We start from the raw sequence: 18,684 nt of genomic DNA on the forward strand, positions 1-18,684 counted from the left end.
CAGACGACTTTTTTCTATCGAATCAATCACTCGTAGATTTCCATGTATGCAATATCTTCACGCATGCCGGCACGGACCATCTTGAATCGTTCCGCTTTCGGATAGAAATACCAGATCATCCACTCGCCCGCCATATCGGTGCGTTTCGTTTTAATCGCGAGAGGCTTTTCGCCTTGGAAAAAGTCGCGTTTGTGCGGAATCACATGCTCAAACGGACGATAAACATGCACAGCATCACCGGCCTGGCGTTCAATAAAGCCATTACCATCCTTACTCCAGGTAATGGTCACGGTTCCGTTGTCGTCCTTGACCTTTTCGCAGCTGTCAAAACCGCTACCACACCACAGGTACTTCTTGTACTTAAAGGACTGTTCAGGCATATTGAATGTTTCGACAATACGACGGTTGCCCTTGTAATTATTGTACTCGCCCTCGAGCTTATAGTTACCCACATTGTATTCGGCACAACCGCGCTGGGCAACCCGGACCTTTCGATCGGCTACGGCGATATCTACGGTACAGCCATCTTCGGTGTATGTCAAACGGGCATGACCATTGGATTCACGAAGTTCCACATTACTCGCCTCGAGTTCGGCACGACCGGACAACGGACCATTCTGAATCGTGAAGGAGAAATAACGCGGATTAGTCGGGGACTTTTTCAAGATGACACTTCCAGTCGCAGATGCGTATTCACCGCTCAAATCCATGGATGCCTGCTTGAAACGGGCCAAGTCGGCACGCTTAACCCATACGGCGCCGAGCTTGCATTGGATGGGAACATATTTAGGCGGCTCAGACGGTTCGCGAAGTTCCCAGGTAACCACTTTCCTTCGCCGGGTCTTCATCTTTACGCGCCCCTTCTTGTCCTTTACTTCGCGTCCCTTCTTGTCGAGCATAGGGACCTTTTCCTTGACGACCCGAACCTTCTTGACCGAATCCTGAGGAATCGGCATTTCCTTAATCCAGTCCGTAAACACAATCGAACCGAAAGGAGTCTCTTCGTTTATCTGACCTTGTTTCTTTTCGTAGACATTCAATGTCTCTTGAGCTATAGAAAAGCCGCTAGCCAGGAACAAGAAAATGCACAGGAACAATATTTTTTTCAAAATCCACCTCGTTGTGCGTGTAAAGTTAACATTTTAAACGAAAAAAAAAACAAAAATCGTTATACGAAAGATTTTTTTACTAAAATTACGATTGTGGAATAATTAAAGGAGTTCCCTCACTATGAAGAAAATGTTTATAGCCTCTTGCATTTTGGCTGCGGCCGCATTTGCCGCACCGGAAGCCGCCGCTCCTGCCGCTGCTCCGGCAGCCGCACCCGCCGCCGAACCGGCCCCCGCTGCTGCCCCCGCTGCCGCTGAACAGGCCGCACCTGCTGCAGAACAAGCCGCACCCGCAACTGAAGCTGCTCCTGTCGAACAGGCCGCTGCACCCGCAACGGAACAGGCTGCCCCTGCCGAAGCTGCCCCCGCAACGGAACAAGCCGCCCCTGCTGAAGCTGCCCCCGCAACCGAAGCAGCCGCCACAGAAGCTCCGGCCGAAGAAGCCGCTCCCGTAGCCGAAGAAGTCGCACCGGCCAAAGACACTCAAGTTGCCGCAGCAACCGAACCGCAAGAACAAGCTAAGCCGAAGAAGAAAAAGCGCAAAAAGAAAAAAATGATTGAAAACGCCGTGATGTCGGTTAACCAGATCAATTTCGACATCAACGCCGACTTCGAATTGGAAGCAGGCAAGGTCCTCTGGACCAGCGAAGACGACGAAATGGGCGACAACCTCGAGACTTGGTCCGGTGAAGCTAATTTCGCAGTGCTCGCCGAATCCGATGACTTCAAGGGCAAGATTGGTATTGCCTTCTATCCGGGCGACCTCAAGGCCTCTGACGACAATATTGACAAGAAGGTCAAGAAGGAACAGCTCCGCGAAGGAACTCGTCAGTATTCTGACGACTACTTCAGCCTTGACGAAGCATGGGCCATGCAGGGAACAGATTTGTTCTCTTTCAAGGTTGGTCGTTGGGACAACACGGACAAGAGCGGAGACTATTTCGGCGGCTATATCGACGGCTACCTGAATGGATTCCTCTCTACTCAGGATCCTGAGAACCAGTTGCAGTTCGGCTTCACCCCGACTGAAAACATGGACTTCTACCTGTCCTTGATTAGCAAATCCGAGAATCTGAACAAGGGTGACATCCGTGCAGCCTTCAATTTCCACGGTCTCGAAGGAATTTCCAAGCTGAAGGTTCAACTCGCCTATCGTAGCAACATCTTCGATGCAGTCTACGACAGCGATGCCGAAATCAAGCACAATGCCTCGATGAAGGCCAACCTGCCGCTCGGCAACTTCGACATTTTCGCCGAAGCCGCCCTAATGGACATGTCCGATGACTTGGTGATTCCCCTTACCGGTGGCTTCGCCATCTATACGCCAGTCGTCGACCGTATCCTCGTCGAAGCAGAATATGTCGGAGATCGTCACGAACACAAGGACTTCCAGAACTTCAGCTCCAAGCACGTGAAGGATGTCCTCGGCGCCATCTATCTCGAAAAGGCTTTCACCAGCCGTTTCAGCCTCTCTGCCGGCTTCCACAGCTACGGAAGCTCCAGGGACTACATGATTTCGGGAAACCTGGTCGGCCGAATCAACTAATAAGACCGGGCTAGCAAACTAACACAGGGAACTTTCTCTGATGCTAGCCCTCTCGCAAATGCCCTCGGTTAACACACGAGGGCTTTATTGCTCACGGAAGACCGGGCTAGCTAAAAGCCACCGAATTAAAGAAAATCCCGCGAGAAAACTCGCGGGATTTTCTTTGCAAAAAAAGATTAAATGTTAGACACCCTTGCGCTCCAAATCAAGCAAAAGCGACTGCAAGGAATCTTCGACACTGGCACGGAAATCGCCCGAACCAAGGCTACAGCTGGCTACGGCCTCGTCGCCCTTGGTGACACGAATAACTGCAAAACCACCTTCGGTCGTAAAAGAAACACCAAGACCCTTATTCAAGGCTTTTTCCAAAAGATCACGCATAAAGACTCCTTTTTTTATGCAAAATATTTTCAATACCCATAAATTAAGCTTTTTCAATCTAAAAAACAAGAAAAATTTTGCATATATTCCAATAAAAGCACATTTTTCTTGTATATATTGGGTGTATGTACGATTTTCACCTTCATTTGGTACGCCTCCCCCATTCGACAAGCGTCGCGCAAACCTTATTGGAGCATGGTTACCGCTTTAACGCCGTAGCTTGTGAACCTTGGGAATGGGAAGCTCTCCAAAAGGTCGATGAAATCTTTCTAACTGGTTCGGGATGCTGCTACGGGATTCACCCGATAGTTTGCGACCATCTCAAAGAAAGCGATTGGAAAAAACTAGAATCCATTCTTGAAAAATGCACCAATGCCGGAGTTGGAGAAACAGGACTTGATAAACGCTATGAAGGCTATGAAGAAGGTGGTTCTCAGGAAATGGCGTTCCGCAGACAGGTGAAACTAGCTCTACATTTCAACCGAGACCTGCAAATTCACTGCGTCGGAGATTACGGACGAATTATCAAAATCCTAAAAGAATGCGGTTACCCAGCCTCAACTAACGCGCATCCCATTTTTCACCGGTTTGGCGGGGACATTTCTACAGTGAAAACGGCACAGATGCTGAATCCAATTTTCTCATTGCATCAGGATTCTTTCCGCAAGAAATCGACCCTCGCGGCCATCCAGCAAATTCCAGCAGTACAAATCCGATTCGAAACCGATGCCGACGAAACCTTCAGCAAGAACAATGACATGACCGCCGAAGAAATCGTCACGGCACTAGAAATAAAGTTGAAAGAAACCGAAAAGCGATTTAGCCAATTATCGATCTAAAACGGAGCCATTACTTTTAACGACAACCGATTCGGCGCGGATGGCGCTAAATGCGCGGAATTCCTTGAGACACTTTTCGGCAAGCTCCGTAGCACTCCCTTTTCCAAGTTCAATGACAACCTGCAACGGCGATCCCCCCATGATTCGCATGGGAAACTGCGTATTTGCATACATTTCGCTAATGATGCGCGGATCGGGAGGCGGAAATTCCACGAAGGTTGCAGCAAGCATACCCTTGCGCTGCACTAATCCCTGTATGCGGAGGCGCCCAGCCAAGAGCCCTATTTCGGTCACAAGCAGAAGCATCTTGGCGGCCACGGGAACGGCTCCGAAACGATCCTGAAGTTCCTGGGCAATTCCCTGAATTTCGTCTGTGCAAGAGACTCGCGCAATACGCTGGTACATCGAAATACGCGTCAGGCCATCCTGGATGAAATCTTCGGGAAGGAATGCGTCTACACCAAGTTCGACGCGCGTCTGTATCGGCTTTTCGGCAGGACCGCCACGAAGCATTTCAACAGCCTCGCGCACAAGGCGCACGTAGGTTTCAAAGCCTACCTCTGCAATAAAACCATGCTGTTCCTGACCAAGCAAGTTACCAGCCCCACGAATTTCGAGATCGCGCATGGCAAGCTGGTACCCGCTACCAAGATCCGTAAACTGCTCAAGCGCCTTGAGACGCCGCATTGATTCTGTCGAGATTTCATTCTTGGAAGGAATCACAAGCAAGGCTTTCGCCAGAACACTGCTGCGCCCCACACGTCCACGCATCTGATACAATTGGCTAATGCCAAAGTGATGCGCATTCATAATGATAATCGTATTCGCATTCGGAACATCGAGTCCCGACTCAATGATACTCGTACTAATCAGAATATCGAATTTTCGCGAAAGAAAGGCTTCCATCGCATTTTCAAGATCGCGATCGTTCATTTGCCCATGCGCCACGCCAATCTTTGCATCAGGAACGAGAGCCTCGATATCGTCGGCGAGCGCATAGATACTATGGACGCGATCGTTCACAATAAACACCTGACCGCCACGGGCCAGTTCATCTTCGATAGCCCGCTTGATGACCATGTCATCGCGCTTCATGAGCGTTGTCTCGACAGGCAAGCGGTTCACCGGGGGCGTATTGATAAGCGAAATGTCGCGCACTCCCGTCATGCTCAAATGCAACGAACGCGGAATCGGAGTTGCGCTCATGCTCAGGGTGTCTACGGCAAGACGCATTTCCCTAAGCTTTTCCTTCTGCTTCACTCCAAATTTCTGTTCTTCATCGACAATCAAAAGTCCCAAGTCCTTGAACTGGTTCTTCTCGGAAAGAAGGCTATGCGTTCCGATGAGAATGTCGATCTTTCCTTCGGAAACCTGCTTGAAAATTTCCCTCTTTTCCTTCGCCGTCTTATAGCGATTCACAAGAGCGATATTTACCGCAAAGCCCGCAAAACGGTCCATGAAGTTTTCATAGTGCTGGGCCGCGAGAATTGTCGTAGGCACAAGCAATACAACCTGTTTCTTGCTCACCACACACTTGAAGGCGGCTCGCATGGCCACTTCGGTCTTTCCGAACCCCACATCGCCACAGACAAGACGATCCATAGGGCGCTTACTTTCCATGTCTCGCTTGATATCTTCGATTGCTTTCAGCTGATCGGGAGTCGGATCATACTCAAAAGCATCTTCGAATTCCTTTTGAAGCTTGCCGTCGGGAGGAAAATCGAAACCCTCGATTAATTCACGCTTGGCATAAAGTTCCACCAGATCGCGCGCAATCTGAATAACCTTTTTCTTGACTCGTTCCTTGAGATTTTCCCAAGTCTTGCCACCCAGCTTATCGAGTTTCGGAGCGTTTTCTTGTGTTTCAAGGCGTTCAATTTTCTGCAGGTCCGCCACAGGGAACTTGAGCCTGTCGCCACCCGCATATTCGAGCATGGCGCAATCGACCATGCCGCCATTGACATTCACGCGAACAAGCCCCAAATACTTACCGACACCATGATCCTCGTGCGAAACGAAATCACCACGATTCAGCGACTCGATCATCAGGGCTCCCGAAACGGATCCCGCAATCTTGCGCTTGCGCGTCTTGTTTGAATGCCTGTTGAAGATCCGTGTCTCCGTGAGGAAGGCTACGCGGTCCTCTTCAAGCCAGAAACCTTCGGAAAGGTTCCCCTGAATATAGTCCTCTATCTCGAGACCATCCAGAAGCTGCTTGATACGATTAAGCGCGCCCGCGGTCGGGGCAACCACATAGACTTTTCCCCCGCGGGCCGTAAATTCCTCGATTTCCTTCGCTACGGCATCGGTTCCATTCGAAGAGAAATCCTGCGGTTTACAGTGCAGATCGAACCAGGAACCATCATCGACCTTGACTCGCGTCATGTCCATGGAGGTGCGACCAACAAAAAGTCGCGAAAGTTCCCCCATCTTGAACCAGGTTCGCGAAGGTTCTACGACGTCGGCATCAATTGTTCGCACTTCACGAAAAGCAGCCTCGTAGTTGACATAAAGTTTCGAGGCTGTCTCGGCCAGTAGCGAAAGCTCCTCGAAGACGAGGCTCGCCTTGGGCAAATAGTCGAGCAGACTGTAGTCCAGCTTCTCGTAACGGCCACGATGCCACCATAGCCCCGAAAGGTCTCCGTTGAACTTTGCCGCCTCGCGCTCCTTGATGGTGAACTCCCCCATCGGGAAAAGCTGCACCTGATTCATCGGTTCCACAGAACGCTGTGTAAAGATATCAAAGCTACGGATCGATTCAATTTCATCACCGAAGAACTCGATACGAATCGGATGCGGATACAGAAGACAATTCACGTCAACAATACAGCCGCGCACCGAGAACTCCCCCACACCAGAAACTACGGGCTGTTCTATAAAGCCATGATCCATGAACCAGGGGCGAAGCGACGACGGTTCCATAACATCGCCCACCTTGAGCGTAAGGCCTTTCTTCATGACCGTATGCGGTTCTGGAAGTCGCATCAGGAATGAATCTAGCGGACATACCGTTATGAACGGGTTTTCCGATTCAACATCACGGAAAAACTTGAGACGTTCTTCAAGCACGCCTTCAAAAGGAACCTTCTTTTCGTAAGGTTTAAGCCCAACCGACGGGAAAAAACGGACAAAATCCTCACCGACGAGCCCTTCCAGGTTCTCGACCCAGTTCTCTGCACTTTTGTAATCGCGAGCAACCACCAGAATCGGGGCCGGCTTACGCAGGAAACGCGATGCAACCATCATCGAGGCGAACGGAACAGTCGCTCCATTGACATGAATCGCCGAACCCTCTGCTTTGTAGAAAAGGTTCAGCGAATCAGTCGGTGCAAAAGTGAGTAATTCGGAAAGCGATTCAACCATCGCGCCAAAAATAGTTTTTTTTACTCATCTCCAACAGCGCGAATCGTCCACAGTTTCCTAGATATCCCAGAGACTTCGCAAACGACCTCCGTCGTGTCCGACAGGGCATGCACTTCGCCGAGCAAGGCCGTCCTGCAGTACCCATAGGCGGAATCCAGCGGCGTTGGCGTAAACCACCCCTGGTTATAGGAAGTGGTATCGCAAATATATTCAACACCGTCATAGGTCGTGTCGATTACCTCTCCCGTTTTCGAGGTACAGGTTCCTATATAGTCTTCGAGCGTCGGAGCCCTGCTTGACCAACCCGATGATGTACACCTGTAAACAAGAGAATCTGTAACGATAGTCCTATAGTCCGAAGAGGATTCACATAGACCGAACATGCTTTCATAAACGGAGCAAAGTTCCCATTCCCAAGTTCTGCTATAACGCTTGCAGATATAGTCCTTACCAAAGTAGGGCTTTATTTCTCCAATGTTATTGTCAGTACAGGGGCCAACCGTATTCGAATATGTCTGTTCCTGCCAGGTCAGCAATCCATTGCATACATAGACAACAAGTCCCACCATTACAGTATCCCACATCGTCGTCGAATCACATTTTCCCAAATAATTCTTGCTATCGACATGGTACCATTCATAGTTTGAACACAAGTAATGACGACTGCTGAATATTCTGACAGAATCCTGCATGGCCGCGGTACAGAATCCCAATGCAGAGTCTACAGTAGTTTCCTTTCGCCAATCCAGCCCGTTACACATGTATTTTGTCGAATTAAATTCAACGATATCATCCTTCACGTTTGTAGAACATTTTCCCAAAACATCCTCAACATATGCTTCAGCCCAAGCATTGTCCCTACAGATATAGGTATGGAGAGAATCTGTATGTCCGATAGATCCATCCACTTCCTTATGGCAGTAGCCAAGGATAGAGCCAGGATACGAGAGTTTGATCCACCCATCTTCCGTGCAGGCAAATCGATTTCCGTTCAGGGTATATTCCTTGTAAAGAGTCTTTTCCGTACAGGGTTCATCCACATCAAAAATATCCGCCAGGCGCCACCTTTCGCCATTGCATTTCAGCAAGGTGCTGTCGTACGGGAAAAAATCACCCTTTTCAGAGAATCTGCAGGGCATATTTGTCGTACTTTCGGCATACCATTCCTGGTTACGATACGAGCAATAGTAAGAGGAATCCCTTTCAACGACATAGATTGAAGGCATGTTTCCGTATGTCGAATCACAATAGGGCAAATCCTTGAATTTCTTGACAATAGAACGGTACTTGACGCAACGGAGCGAATAGAAATAGCTATCGTACTGCGACTGAATCGAGTGCGCCACCTTGCCAGTGGAATCCTTCGTAAAAACAATGGCGAGATCATCGTCAGCCAAGTAACGGACCTGCTTTTTGAGGCCATCGCACTCAAGAGTATCACGCTTGAAGCAGACACCGGCAAAGACCGGTTCAAAATCCACGCCACTCTTCAAAAGGTTGGTCCAGGCACCAATAGAGGGTATCGTATAACCGTCGGGGCACACGGAAGCCGCAGAACTATAGTCGTTTTCCATATACAAACGCCCATAGGTGCCACAATTGGAATCATCGTAATTAAAGCAGGTGCTCTTGACTTCCAACGGATTCTGGGAGTTCATGTTTTCCATGATCCAGGTAACGATTCCTACGGCAACCGTATTGTAGATCTTGCCATCAGCGGTACTGACCTTGCCGTCCGCTTCCAGATTAAACTTGCTTACGTCAAACTGTTCAGCATCGGTCACCGCCCCAGACGAAGATGATTTCTTGGTCACGCCACTGCTACTACTAAAAAGGACTTCATCCCCTTCCTCATCGGAAGTGCTTCCCGAATCGGAACTACAGGCATAGAACAAGGGAACCGAAACCATCAAGGCACAGACGGATTTTCCCCAAAAATTGCTAAAACGGTTCATAAACATTCTTATCTTCCTCCCTTTACCTGACACAACGAATCGCCATACCGATTACACGAATACTCTGATACTGTTGAGTATCGTAAAATCCAAAGGGTCGGCCACGTCCCCAATAATCTCCAGAAGATGTCCAATAGAAGACGGACATCGACCTAGCCATCCTTGTAGTCATCGGATCCATTCCGTTTTGAAGATAAGCAATCTCATAGCCGGTCGGTGTAATATTCAGGCCATAGAGATTCTCGTCATGCCATCCCGTCGTATCGGTGAAAGCCTTGGTGTCATAAGGCATAAGATCCCATCCGTCCCCATAGAAGGCATAGTATTTATTGAGTTTGTACAGGGTATCAAGCATGTCATGTAATTCCGTCGAATCAGGCAAGCGCCAACCCGACGGGCAGGCTTTTGCTGCTGACGTCTTGCTATAAAGACGTCCTTCCGCATCACAATTCGTTGTAGAGCCCGCCACACAAACAGTCGAATCTACGCCCGCATAGTTAAGGTTCTGAGACATGAAATCGAGCCCATCTATTGTTACATAATTATACTTCTTGCTATCTCTCGAATCAGTAAATGTCTTTGTAACGCCGACCCACTTTCCGCCGGTACACTTACTAGTATTCGCACCATTGAACATCGTATGCCCTTCGCGAGACGCCGTGCAGTATCCCATATATTCGCGATCCGTCGATTTTGTCCATTTGTAAGAATATGACAGATGCTTGCATACGTAATGAACATCATGATAAGTAACGGTATCTCCGACAGACGAATATCCACAATAGGTTCCATGAGCCTTATCAAGAGAATCCAACTTATTCCAACCAGTAGACGTCTTGAGATCACAGACATATTCTTCATTATTGAATACGACCGTCTTTCCGTCGTTACTCGTTCCGCACTCTCCGTAGAATATATACATGTTATCGACACGCGTCCATCCTAGGTTGGTACTTGCACATGTATACATGATTCCGTCCGAAGCTTTCTTGTACTTACCATAACTATTCTCGTCACATGTTCCCAAAGCGCCAATAACCGCACTGATGGCAGTCCATTTATAAAATCCACAGCGATAATACTGCCCATTTTTCAGTACAACTTCTCTCAGAATTTTTTCTGAACAGAAGCCCAATTTCTTGTCCAGCGAATCTGGGGCCACCCATGCGCTATCACGGCAACCATACATGGTTCCCAAGTATGTTTTCGTCTGACCAGCAGCCTCTCTGTCACATGTACCGAGCACCATGTCGCGACTCGCCCTTTCCCAGCTACCGTTCGAACAGACAAACACGGTGTCCACATTCTTCTTTGTAGTGCCTTCCAGAGCACTCGTGCACATTCCCAGCACGACTTCATAGGGATCCATTTTTGTCCAGCCGTTCTCACCACAATAGTAGGTCGACCCATTCTTAACGGAAGCAGTCTTTCCACGTTTGCTTTCGGTGCAAAATCCGATTTCTTCTTCCAAAGAACCCAGTGTATACCACGAGGACGAGAGGCAATAATACTTACGGGAATTAACATCGATAATCTTGTAATACTTAGTACTATCGCATACACCACCGATATCTGCGGCCTTAACTTCACGCCATCCACCATCGCAAATGTAGGCGTATCCCGATTCAGTCGAATCAATTTCGCCTTCGCGTTTTTCCGTGCACAAGCCCATATCGGCTTCAAGATTATCCATCTCATACCAGCCATCCTCAAGGCAGATATACTTGACCCACCCGTAGAATGCAGTCTGGTTTATACGTTTCGGCGTGCACTCGCCCAAATAGTCCATCCGGGTCGCATAGCGCCATTCGGAGCTATCGCAAACGTAATAGTTCGTCTCAACGGTATCGATATGTCCCTGCTTCTTAGGTGAGCATATGCCAATTTCAAGTTCAATACTCGTGAAGGGTTCCCACTTCACACCGCGACATACGTAGCGGATATTTTCGTACTTCGCCTGCTGGAACATGTGCGTGCTGTCGCACACCCCGATATAGTCCGTCAAAATCGTCTTGCGCCAACCATTAGCTGAGCATGTATAGGCCTGTTCATAATAGAGGGTATCGGTATCAATAAGCATCGTATCAATTTTTCCGATACTTATACTCTTACAGTAGCCAAGAGCATCCTCGACGGCAGTGAATCGACGCCAGCTTGAATCTTCGCAGGCGTAATATTTTCCATTGAACAGGTATGTCGTGCTATCGTTTGCAGCTGTACAGGAATCGCGCGATTCCGAAATATTCGCCAATCTCCATTCATCGTTCTTGCAGATATACATGGAATCGTTATAGACCGAGAACATTCCCTCGCTAACATGCGAACAATCATTGTTAAAATCATCGACCCAGTGGTTGTTGACGCAACGATAATTAGACTTATCCTTCATCACGTAGAACAGTTTCAAACTTTGCTGAGAGACCGAATCGCACAGAGGAAGATCATCCTGAGTCGCAACGATATAGGTATAGCTGAGACAACGCAACAAGTAGTAGGACTCTTCAACTTCCTTCTGGAAGGTGAAGTCATCCTCCGTCCCTTCTATTGCCACCACGCTGCTATCGCTAGCAAGATAATAACCGACATTCCCTTGCGAAACACACTTCAACCCATCCATAGAAGACTTACAATAGCCTCCATGCGGAAAATTCATCAAGGAATCCAGTTCCGCATATTTCGAGCGGTAACGGTCTAGTTCACGCCAGTCATCCTTTGTCGGAACAGAAAAATCAGTCGGACATGCCCTATAGGCATTATAGGACTGGAAAAGGCGGCCATATTCGCTGCAGTTGCTCGATTCATCGTCATAGCACATGCTACGGGCTCCATAGGCATTGTACTTGACATTTTCAAGCATCCACTGGTACATGCCAAACTGCACCGTCATGACATCTTCGTCCGAATTGAAATCGTACACAGTAGTAACAAACACATCTCCCTTGGAGACCTTACTGTCGACCTCAATTTCGCGCCGAGCATTGTTTTCAGAATTTTCCGAATCAGAGCTGGAAGACGAATCGGCGCCGCAAGCCGTAAACAGGGATGTACAGAGAAAAGAGCAAATCAATCCTACAAGGAATGACCCTTTAGAAAAAACTCTCATATTTTCCTTTCCTTTTTTTCGTAATTGCAGAGCAACCCGAAAACACCATCTTACAATATAGAAACCTCTTTCAAAGCGAGAAAGAGGCAGATTCTGCAAAAACTACGGTTTCAGCAGCAGCTTGTTGTTTTTCTGGAGGCCTTCGTTATCGAAACGGACGGTCGGGTCCATTCCGCCCCTGAAGGTATCCTCGCTCTCGTAGAGCGAAAGGGCCACAGAAACGCCCGACAGGGTCGCAACGTTTTTCTCCTCCGCAGTAACTTTGTATGTAAACGCAAAGTCCTGCGAACTCTCGTCCTTGAACGTACCCTTGGGGATGCGAACCGTCTCGCCGATTTGCGCAAGAGCCTTCCCCGTACTGTCAACGAATTCCGCCACCATGTAGATATCGAAGAAACAGGGCGCCACGCCGGTATTCTTGACGGTGATGTTCAGCGTGCTCGCGGTATCGGCGCCAGTGACGGTCAAAAGTTCCGCGTGCATCACCGTGAAGTTATAGCCGATGACCTTGGTCATGGAATCCGCAAGCGCCTTGTTGTCGTTGTAGAAGCGGTAGCCGCAATCGTCGAAGTCCTGGTCCAGCACGTAGTAGGTCAGGTGCGCAGTCCTGATGGCATCCACCCAGCGCTCCGGAGTCCACTTGAGGTAGCCGCCGGGAATCACATCGGTGTAGTTCAGCATGATGGCATAGCCGCCGCAGTTCTCCGCGACGGTGGGCATGTTCGCCTCGTAGGCGCGCACCAGCGAATCCGCAGTTCCGGGAATGCCGATGAGGCAGTCATCGCGCTTGGTAATGCCGAGGCTTAGCGCGTAGGTATAGACATCCCCGTAGCCGTCGGAAGGGAGCACCAGCAGGGATTTCTTGAACACGGAGGCGTAATGCTTCAGCATGTCCTTCTGGATTTCAACCGAAGGCATGTGGCTGCCGTCCAGGTTCGAGACGTGCCATTCGCCCCATTCGCCAAACGAGCGCACGTCGATGTATTCGATGCGCGGGTCGCCGTCGTACTTTGCCGCAAGCGCCGTCGCGAACTCCTTCGCATAATGCAGGTAGACGGAATCATCCCACACGGGAACGGCCGCATTGGCGTTGTTTTCCTTGTACCTGGCCGTAATCTTTTTCGCACCTTCCTCGTAAACGTATTTCGGAGTCCAGTCGTAGTTCTCCTCGGGGGTGCTATCGTCCCGGATGAACGAAGGCGAATACGGGAACACGCGCAGGGCGTATCCCATGTTGTGCGCAGTGAGCGCATCCAGCAGTTCTTCCAGTTCGCTCCAGTCGTAGACATCCTTTGCCGGGTTCAGCTTGTTCCACTGCTGGTAGCCGGAACCGTAGGTAACCAGGTTCCATGCGCCGTTGTTCAGGGAGCCGTGGGGGCCGTACTCGAATCCAGGATCAAAGGTCCATGCGGCTTCCGTCGGGACGGTAAACCCCTTGTGCGGGTTGGTGAGCGGGCCATCGAAACGCCTGAGGGTGTAGGTGATTCTGGAGGTGTCACCATCAACGGTCGTGTCGGCATTGTTCGAGCTAGATTCAACAACAGCACTACTGGAACTTGTAGACGGCGTATTCGCAAAAGATGACGGCGCAGAAGCAGGAGAACTGCCAGTAAGGATTGCAGTCGACGAGCACGGAAAATCAGAGGAACTCGACACCTCTACAGCCGCACTATTTTCGTCTCCGACAGGGTCGACCGGGGCTGCACTACCTCCATCTTCCCCACAAGCGATAAGGGCAACGGAAACAATGGCCATCAAACCTAACTGGACAAGGCAATTCATTCTATCCCCTTAGTTTGCGTATAAATATGAATCGAAGGACTCTTTTTGCCTCTTAATATATGTTTTTCCATGGTAAAATCATCATCTATATCAAATATGATGAACAATTACACCCATTCTTATAAAAAAAAAGCTCTTTTGTGCAGTGAACCTATTGACAAATGCTCTTTTGTGCATTATATTTGTACATATAGTATTGCGACGAATTTTTCGTCTATATGAGGTAGAATATGACAAACGACAAGAACATCATGGAGAATCTGGATCAGCGCAAGGAACTGACCCCCCGTCAGGAAGAAATTCTGGAATACATCAAGAAATATTCCAAGGAAAACCGCATGCCGCCTACCGTCCGCGAAATCGGCAACCATTTTGAAATATCCTCTACCAACGGAGTCCGCTCCATCCTTGCTGCCCTCATCAAGAAGGGCTACATCAACCGCTCTCCAAGACTTAGCCGCGGTATCGAAGTCATCGATGACGGCAGTAGTGAAAATTCCGCAGCACAGCCGACAAACACCATTGAAATTCCCATCGTAGGTCGTGTCGCCGCCGGCACTCCCATTCTCGCCGTTCAGAACCTCGAGGGCACAGTCACCATCGACCGAGACTTCCTCGCCTGCCGTTCTGACGTCTTTGCACTCCGTGTCAAGGGCGACTCCATGATCAACGCAGGTATTCTTGACGGCGACCTTATCTTCGCCCGTCAACAAAAAACCGCAGACCGTGGCGAAATCATCGTGGCTCAAGTCGATAACGAAGCAACGGTCAAGTACTACCACCCTGCCGCAGACCACATCGAACTGCGTCCGGCAAACCCGCGCTACCGTCCCATCATCGTAAAGAAAGACAAAAATTTCTCCATCGCAGGTAAGCTCATCGGCGTCATGCGCAAGGTCAATTAAATATTTCTCCTCATTATAAAAAGAACCCCTTTGAAGGGGTTCTTTTTATATTCTCTCGATCCATTCAGGAAAATTAGTCGTCGAGTTCAGCCAGATCCTCTTCGGCTTCCTTCAGATCGTCTGCATCCGGTCCGATAATATCGTCATCATCTTCATCCAGAGAATCACCGCCCATGGCTCCCAGCTGGTATTCCACCTTACGGGCTTCCTTGGACTGGCCTAACTTAAGAATTGCAGCGCATTCTTCGCAATAACCAAGATGCTTGTCGACCCAGAATTCAGGAGACACCAAGTTGCGGTTGCAACGGGTACACATCTGCGTCGCCGCTTCACGCTCGAAAATCATATTCTGCTCTTCGAGTTCCTTGAGGATTCGTTCCGTCAGTTCTTCCTGGGTCTCTTCGGCCAGGGAGGCCTTGTGGCGAATTGCGGATGTCGGCTTCATATCCAGATTCTTCAATTCAGAAGACATTTTCTTCTTGTTCGAGCGGTCTTCCTGTTCGTCAATTTTAATGAAAATAGATGTCTTGGAAAGCTTCTTCACGCCCTGCAGAAGGACCGCATAATCATATTCAATCTTCGGCTTCTTCTCTACATGCTTGACGTCATCAACTTGAGCCACTTCCGCTACAGCTTGCGGAGCAGGCTGCGCCTGATTTTTAACTTTGCCACCCTTCTTGATCGAGGAATTCTCTTCGTTCTTGACAGATTTGTCCTTAACGGCTGCGGCATTCTTCGACTTGTCAGACTTCTTGACCTGCGCCGGCTTCACCTCCGGCTTTACCGGCTTGGCAGGCTTCACCGGTTTTGCCGGCTTCGCGGGTTTAGCAGGCTTCGCGGGTTTCGTCGGCTTAGTGGACTTCACCGGCTTGGCCGCAGGCTTAACTGTTTTTACCGGCTTAGCAGCCTTCACTGACTTTGCGGCAGACTTAGCTGGTTTCGCCTGCTTTACAGGTTTTGCAGCAACCTTGGCTGGCTTGGCTGCAGCAGGCTTTGTCGCCTTCACCGACTTAGCCGAAGCCTTGACGGGCTTCGCAGCGGCTTTCGCAGGCTTCTTCGACGCACTGGCTGCGGCAGTCTTTTTAGCCGGAACCTTTGCGGCGGACTTTTTCGGAGCAGGTTTTGCAGCGGCGGCAGCCTTCTTGGCAGCAGGCTTCTTAGCGACGCTAGCGGGAGCCTTCTTTTCCTTGGATGCTACTTTCTTAGAACTCATAGATTACTTCTTTTCAACGATGGTTATGTTAATTATAGGATCATTCGGTTCAATGCGGCAAACGACATCTTGACCTTCCAGGACCTTTCCGAAAACGGTATGCTTGCCGTCTAGATGGTGTTGAGGCGTCTGCGTTATAAAGAACTGGGAACCGTTCGTATTGGGACCGCGGTTCGCCATCGAAATAACGCCCGCTTCGTGTTTAAGCTTAGAAATTTCATCGTCAATGGTGTATCCAGGACCTCCCGTTCCATTTCCTTGCGGATCCCCCCCCTGGATCATGAATCCGGGAATCACGCGATGGAACGTGAGACCGTTGTAAAAGCCCTTGTTTGCAAGATCGACAAAATTAGCAACTGTGTTGGGAACCGACTTGAAATCAAGATCAAGAACAATCTTGCCTTCATGCGTCTCGATAACAGCCTGTATTCCCTTGATTCCTGAATAATCCTTTTCGAAGACCTTGCCTTCGGCACAGCCAAAGCTGACAAGGGCAGCAATCAATACAACAACCATTGCCAGCGGATGAAAACCGCTGGAGCGAACAAAATTCGAAAACATTTTCATAACAACCATGGAATAATGGTGCTTAACCTTAATTTATATTGCGAATATAGCTTTTTTGTAAAGGTGTTTTTTTGCATTTTCTATATTTAGGCCCAAAAAACGCCGTATTCACACAGGAATTGACCCCGCGTATGCCGCAAAACGACAATATCCGAAATTTCAGCATTATCGCCCACATTGACCACGGCAAATCTACGCTCGCCGACCGCATGATCGAACTGACGAAGACCGTCGCAAAAAACGAGATGACGAACCAGCTGCTGGACGACATGGACCTAGAACGCGAAAGAGGCATCACCATCAAGGCGCACGCCATCCGCATGGTCTACGAGAAGGACGGCAAGGAATACATTTTGAACATGATCGATACGCCGGGGCACGTGGACTTCACATACGAAGTGAGCCGCTCCTTGGCCGCCTGCGAAGGCGCAATTCTCGTAGTGGACGCAAGCCAGGGCATCGAAGCGCAGACACTTTCGAACCTTTATCTCGCTCTTGAAAACGACCTGGAAATTATTCCGGTGCTCAACAAGGTGGATCTGCCGGGCGCACAGCCCGACCACATCGCTCAGCTCGTAGGCGACTTGCTCGGTTACGATCCCGACAAGATTCCCCGCATTTCGGCAAAGACAGGCCTGAACGTAGAGCAGGTGCTGGACAAAATTGTCGACGAAATTCCAGCCCCCAAGGGCGATAGCGGAAAGCCGCTCAAGGCGCTCATCTTTGACTCCGTATACGATTCCTACCGCGGTGTGATCAATTACATCCGCATCGTAGAAGGTACGCTCAAGGCAGGAATGAAAATTCGCATGATGAAGACCGGCGGCGAATACATGGTGACCGAAGTCGGAACCTTCAGCATGCGCCGCGACCCGCGACCCGAACTCTCGGAAGGTATGGTGGGCTACGTGCTTGCAAACGTGAAGACCATCAGCGACGTGAAAATCGGCGACACCTTGACCGATTCGGCAAACCCGGCTACCGAGCCGCTTCCTGGTTACAAGGATATTCTGCCGATGATCTATTCCGGTATCTACCCCATCAACCCGGAAGACTACAAGGACCTTCGCGAAGCTCTTGAAAAACTCCGCCTGAACGACTCCGCCATCAGCTGGGAACCGGAAACTTCCGAAGCGCTCGGTTTCGGTTTCCGCACCGGCTTCCTCGGACTCTTGCACATGGAAATCGTGCAGGAACGCCTCGACCGCGAATTCAACGTGGACATCATCACGACCGTGCCGAACGTGGAATACCACGTGTACATGAGCGACGGCACCATGGTGAAAATCGAAAGTCCCTCCAAGCTCCCCGACGCGAGCCGCTACGACCACATCGAAGAGCCCTACGTGAAGGCGCAAATATTCACGCCCAAGGAATTCGTGGGAGCCCTCATGACGCTCTGCGAAGAAAAGCGCGGCGAGTTCGAGACCATGGAATACCTCGACGAAGAAAAGGTTATCCTTAAGTACAACCTGCCTCTCGCCGAAATCATGTTCGACTTCTACGACCGACTGAAGTCCGTGAGCCGCGGCTACGCCGGCCTCGACTACGCACCGAGCGAATATCGCAGAAACAACCTCGTGAAGCTGGACATCCTCTTGAACGGCGACCCGGTGGATGCCTTCTCGGTGATTATCCACAGGGACAAGGCCCACACTTACGCCAACGCCATCTGCGTGAAACTTAAGGACCTTATTCCGCGCCAACAGTTCGACGTGGCCATTCAGGGTGCCATTGGCGGCAAGATCATTAGCCGTTCTACCGTGAAGGCCGTGCGCAAGGACGTGCTCGCCAAGTGCTACGGCGGTGACATTACCCGTAAGCGCAAGCTCCTCGAAAAGCAAAAAGAAGGTAAGAAACGCATGAAGAGCATCGGCTCTGTCGAAGTGCCGCAGAAGGCGTTCCTCGCCGTGCTTTCGCT

General features: G+C 49.8%; 12 protein-coding genes. 4 read left to right on the top strand and 8 right to left on the bottom strand.

The features are described from left to right. Positions 1-26: 26 nt before the first annotated feature. Positions 27-1,109, bottom strand: coding sequence for a hypothetical protein (locus Q0628_RS10855; protein ID WP_298770917.1), 1,083 nt, complete (start codon positions 1,107-1,109; stop codon positions 27-29). Between the two features lie 121 nt (positions 1,110-1,230). Here Q0628_RS10855 and Q0628_RS10860 point away from each other — a divergent pair, with 121 nt between their 5' ends. Beyond that, positions 1,231-2,655, top strand: coding sequence for a hypothetical protein (locus Q0628_RS10860; RefSeq protein WP_298770919.1), 1,425 nt, complete (start codon positions 1,231-1,233; stop codon positions 2,653-2,655). 183 nt (positions 2,656-2,838) lie between these two features. On the opposite strand, the gene Q0628_RS10865 is transcribed toward Q0628_RS10860, so the two are convergent. Then, positions 2,839-3,036, bottom strand: coding sequence for a hypothetical protein (locus Q0628_RS10865; RefSeq protein WP_298770922.1), 198 nt, complete (start codon positions 3,034-3,036; stop codon positions 2,839-2,841). A gap of 125 nt (positions 3,037-3,161) precedes the next feature. Between Q0628_RS10865 and Q0628_RS10870 the strand changes: the two genes are divergently transcribed. Then, a complete protein-coding gene (locus Q0628_RS10870) occupies positions 3,162-3,875 on the top strand; it encodes a TatD family hydrolase (protein WP_298770924.1) in 714 nt (237 codons plus the stop codon). Here Q0628_RS10870 and mfd read toward each other — a convergent pair. The 4 genes from mfd to Q0628_RS10890 form a co-directional block, all read right to left on the bottom strand. After that, positions 3,864-7,238, bottom strand: coding sequence for a transcription-repair coupling factor (gene mfd / locus Q0628_RS10875; protein WP_298770926.1), 3,375 nt, complete (start codon positions 7,236-7,238; stop codon positions 3,864-3,866). The two genes, Q0628_RS10870 and mfd, sit on opposite strands and share 12 nt — an antisense overlap. Positions 7,239-7,258: 20 nt before the next feature. Then, positions 7,259-9,199, bottom strand: coding sequence for an FISUMP domain-containing protein (locus tag Q0628_RS10880; RefSeq protein WP_298770928.1), 1,941 nt, complete (start codon positions 9,197-9,199; stop codon positions 7,259-7,261). Positions 9,200-9,215: 16 nt separating this feature from the next. Then, positions 9,216-12,260, bottom strand: a complete 3,045-nt coding sequence (locus Q0628_RS10885) for an FISUMP domain-containing protein (protein ID WP_298770930.1) — start codon at positions 12,258-12,260, stop codon at positions 9,216-9,218. Between the two features lie 138 nt (positions 12,261-12,398). Then, complete coding sequence (locus Q0628_RS10890; RefSeq protein WP_298770932.1) at positions 12,399-14,078, bottom strand: beta-galactosidase; 1,680 nt, start codon at positions 14,076-14,078, stop codon at positions 12,399-12,401. A gap of 230 nt (positions 14,079-14,308) precedes the next feature. Here Q0628_RS10890 and lexA point away from each other — a divergent pair, with 230 nt between their 5' ends. After that, entirely contained in the window at positions 14,309-14,983 is a 675-nt protein-coding gene (lexA, locus tag Q0628_RS10895; RefSeq protein ID WP_298770934.1) for a transcriptional repressor LexA, read from the top strand. A gap of 73 nt (positions 14,984-15,056) precedes the next feature. Here the strand turns inward: lexA and Q0628_RS10900 are convergent, their stop codons facing one another. Further along, on the bottom strand, positions 15,057-16,196 hold the full coding sequence (locus tag Q0628_RS10900; RefSeq protein ID WP_298770936.1) for a hypothetical protein: 1,140 nt from the start codon (positions 16,194-16,196) through the stop codon (positions 15,057-15,059). Between the two features lie 3 nt (positions 16,197-16,199). Beyond that, positions 16,200-16,712, bottom strand: a complete 513-nt coding sequence (locus Q0628_RS10905) for a peptidylprolyl isomerase (protein ID WP_366979156.1) — start codon at positions 16,710-16,712, stop codon at positions 16,200-16,202. 182 nt (positions 16,713-16,894) lie between these two features. On the opposite strand from Q0628_RS10905, the gene lepA reads away from it, so the two are divergent. Further along, on the top strand, positions 16,895-18,684 hold a 1,790-nt coding region (lepA, locus tag Q0628_RS10910), incomplete at its 3' end, for a translation elongation factor 4 (protein WP_298770940.1).

Source organism: uncultured Fibrobacter sp. (assembly GCF_937877005.1).
GTDB lineage: Bacteria > Fibrobacterota > Fibrobacteria > Fibrobacterales > Fibrobacteraceae > Fibrobacter.